Origin of the sequence: Leptolyngbya sp. FACHB-36 (assembly GCF_014695955.1) — a bacterium.
Taxonomy (GTDB): Bacteria; Cyanobacteriota; Cyanobacteriia; order Leptolyngbyales; family Leptolyngbyaceae; genus FACHB-36.
On the sequence record NZ_JACJPG010000032.1, the window covers coordinates 1 to 3,765 of the forward strand.

Sequence of the window (3,765 nt, forward strand, 5' to 3'; positions counted from 1 at the left end):
AATACCGTCACGGCTCAAACTCGGCTCTGGTTTAATCCTGGTCGATTGGAATCGCTCTACATAGTGCCCGGAACGTTTGCCGTTGTGCTGTGGATTTTTCCATCGCTGCTAACTGCGATCGCAATGGTCAAAGAGCGAGAAAAAGGCACGATTTTACAGGTCTACGCATCCAGCATCAGCGCGGTTGAACTCCTGCTGGGTAAAGGGCTGGCGTATTGGCTAATTGCCGTTTGCGAGGCGATCGCGGTTATTGGATTGGGGGTCCTCGTCTTTCAACTGCAATTTGCCGGAAATCCGATTCCTTTACTGATAGGAACCTGCCTGTTTCTAGCCGACAGCATTTTGTTTGGGTTAATGCTTGGCGTCAAAGCCGAGAGCCAAGCGGAAGCCGTTCAAGGTGCGTCTCTGATTGGGTTTATCACCTCCCTACTGCTGTCTGGCTTCATCTATCCGCTCAACAATATTCCCTTTCCGCTGTCGCTTGTCCCGAACGTGGTTCCCGCTCGTTACTTCATCGACATTACCCGCGATGCCTTTGTACGGGGCACTGGTTGGACAGGCGTTTGGTTCAGCCTACTCATGTTAGTTGTTTTAGGATTTTTCTTTTTTACCATTTCTCGTAAGGGTTTGGATCAAATGCAGCTTGATACTGATAGCTAATCACGATTAGTTTGGTCGAACGTACCCTCTACTGGATGCCTTAAATTTATGTTTCGCAATACTCCTTTTCTGGCATTGCTTCGCAAAGAAGTTAATCAAATTCTGCGAAATAAACAGCTTTTGTTTCTGCTGATCATTCCACCGATCGTGCAGTTGATGCTCTATGGGTATGCCCTTAATCCCGATGTGCAGAATTTGAAATTGGGGGTAATTGACTATGCCAATGTGTATGAAAGTCGAGAGCTGGTTTCTGCTTTGACAGAGAATGGAATTTTTGTCGCCCAGCCTCCGCCGCTGAATGAAGCAGCTTTGAGCCAGCAGGTGGAGACGGGCAAGTTAAGCGTGGGCGTAGTGATTCCACCAGAATTCCCTCGGAGATTTGCCGCAGGCGAGGCAGAAATTCAGGTGTTTATTGACGCCGTCAATGCGAACACAGCGGGCATCATTAACGGCTACATTTCGCAAATTCTTCTGCAATATAATCGTCGCCTTGAAACAGTACAAACTACGCTTCCCATACAGTCACAAGTGCTGTTCCTCTATAATCCAGGTTTAACGAGTAGCTGGTTTTTTGTTCCCGGCGTCATGGGCTTGGTGCTGACACTAATTGGCACGATCGTCTCGGCGATCGCCGTGGTCAAAGAGAAAGATGTTGGCACTCTAGAGCAGCTTTTGATGACGCCATCAGCCGCGTGGGAAATTCTGCTGGCAAAAATTGTGCCGCTGTTCGTGCTGCTCTTGGGAGACGTGGTGTTAGCGCTAACATTGGGACGATTGATTTTCGGCGTTCCATTTCGCGGTAATTTTCTGCTGTTCATGGTTCTATCTGGCTGCTATCTCTTTGTCAGCATCAGCATCGGCACACTGCTCGGAACGATTTATCAATATCAACAGCAAGTCGTTCTGACAACGTTTTTTATCAACATGCCAATGGTGGAAACCTCTGGCGCGATCGCTCCGGTGGAAAGTATGCCGCCGTTCTTTAAAGCGCTATCGCTGCTCAATCCGATGCGACATTACATCGCGATCGTGCGGGGAATTCTGCTCAAAGGTGCGGGGTTAGACATTCTGTGGATGCACGTTTTAGCGCTAGTTTTGTTCGCGATCGTGCTGCTGACAATTAGCGTCCGCAAGTTCCGTAGCCAGCTAAGCTAACGTTTGCGCTACCGAATGACGGAATGCTGCGTTCCAGCTCCAGCTCTCAGGCACTACCAATTCTCTAAATCCCAGAGATCGGTCAAACGACTGAACCGTCGCATTCGAGCGTTTGTAATTTCAATTCCGAATTTTGAATTCCGAATTCCGAATTCGTATACCGTTTTCTGCCAAGTTAGACACAACCTAGCCCTAACCTCTACACGCCTCCCAGCTTGCTTTCTGTAAAATCTAGTCTCAGATAGCCAGCGCGATTTATCACCATCATGCAGTGATCGCTTGATTTACCTGGAGAGAGTTTATGACCGCATTCACAACCGACAGCAACGTAGTGACGACGATCGCCCAGGACCAGAAGTTGGTTACGTTGATCAACGTGTTTAAGGTCGCCCCCGAAAACCAGCAGCTCTTGGTTGATTTACTCGTTGATGCCACCGAAGAGGTGATGTGTAAACTTCCTGGTTTCATTTCGGCGAATATCCACAAAAGCTTGGACGGCACTCGCGTCACCAACTACGCCCAGTGGCGCAGCGTCGAAGATTTTAGAGCTATTTTTCAAACTCCGGCAGCCACCGCGCACATGCCTGCTATTTCGAAGATTGCCGAATCTGATCCGGTGCTGTACGACGTTTGCTACATGAAACAAGGTCAGTGAACTCGTGAATAGCGAATTGCAAATAGCGATTTGCTGAATTGACCAACCCCATTCATCAAACCCATGACGACAACGATAAAGCCAAACGCGCCGAAAGTGATGCCGGACCTGCCTCCTCAGGTTGCCATGCTGCAAATGCTGGGCGGAATGCGGGTCGCACGCATTATCTACACGGCGTCAGCATTAAGAATTGCTGACCTGCTCGCTGAAGCGCCGAAAACCAGTCAGGAGCTTGCTGAGGCAACCAAAACTCATGCGCCGTCGCTGTACCGGGTGCTGCGCGCTCTTGCCAGCGTTGGCGTGTTTGCCGAAGACGAAGATGGACGCTTCCACTTGACGCCCAACGGCGAATTTTTGCGCCATGACACACCCGATGCGATCGGTCCGATGGTCAACGTGCTGGGTGAAGATTGGCACTGGCAAGTGTGGGGACGACTGCTGGAAAGCGTGCAAACCGGAGAAGCTGCCTTCGATCGTATTCACGGCATGGAGCTATACGACTACTGCCAGCAAAATCCTGACTTTGCCCGCACGCACGGACCTTCTAAAACCAGCGTTTCTGCCAGAGCGTCGGCGGCACTGCTGGCGAATTACGACTTTTCCGGCATGAGCAAAGTCGTCGATGTCGCCGTGTTAGGCGGCTACGGCAACACGCTAATTCCGCTACTAACGGCTAATCCGACCATGCAGGGCGTTCTCTACGACTTGCCCTTTGTGATTGAGGGTGCACAACCCGTCATTGCCGCATCGGGCATTGGCGATCGCTGCGAACTACTACACGGACACTGCCTCGATTCCGTTCCTACTGGCGGCGATGCTTATGTGCTCATGTTTGTGATCCACAACTGGGATGACCAGCGAGCCATTAAAATTCTGCAAAACTGCCGCGAAGCAATGACCGCCAACGGCAAAGTGCTGCTGGTTGAAATGGTGATGCCCTCTGGCAATGATCCATTTGTCGGTAAGTTTGTCGATCTGGAATCGCTGCTGACCACGCCGGGAGGCTACGAGCGCACCGAGGCGCAGTACCGATCGCTGCTAGAAGCCGCTGGATATCGACTGACGCGAATTATTCCAACCCAAACTGCCAACAGCATCCTTGAAGCGGAAAAAGCCTGAGAGTTCTAAATGTTGAATTTTGAATTTTGAATTAGCAGCCAATTCAAAATTCGTAATTCAAAATTCAAAATTAATTGGAGAGTCCCATGACGGTTCAAGTGTTACAGCGACTTAAATCTGCTGACGAAATGCCGGGAAGCTTTGGGCGCGGGGAATCCAAAGAGCTATTTGCGGAC

General features: G+C 50.2%; 4 protein-coding genes. All 4 read left to right on the plus strand.

The window, feature by feature from the left end:
- On the plus strand, window positions 1-660 hold a 660-nt coding region (locus H6F43_RS00410; protein WP_190340067.1), incomplete at its 5' end, for an ABC transporter permease.
- A 48-nt stretch (window positions 661-708) separates the two neighbouring features.
- Window positions 709-1,815, plus strand: coding sequence for an ABC transporter permease (locus H6F43_RS00415; protein ID WP_190340068.1), 1,107 nt, complete (start codon window positions 709-711; stop codon window positions 1,813-1,815).
- 301 nt (window positions 1,816-2,116) lie between these two features.
- Window positions 2,117-2,470: an antibiotic biosynthesis monooxygenase family protein gene (locus H6F43_RS00420; protein ID WP_190340023.1), complete on the plus strand. Its 354-nt coding sequence runs from the start codon at window positions 2,117-2,119 to the stop codon at window positions 2,468-2,470.
- Between the two features lie 63 nt (window positions 2,471-2,533).
- Window positions 2,534-3,589, plus strand: coding sequence for a methyltransferase (locus H6F43_RS00425; RefSeq protein ID WP_190340069.1), 1,056 nt, complete (start codon window positions 2,534-2,536; stop codon window positions 3,587-3,589).
- The last annotated feature ends 176 nt before the right edge of the window (window positions 3,590-3,765 follow it).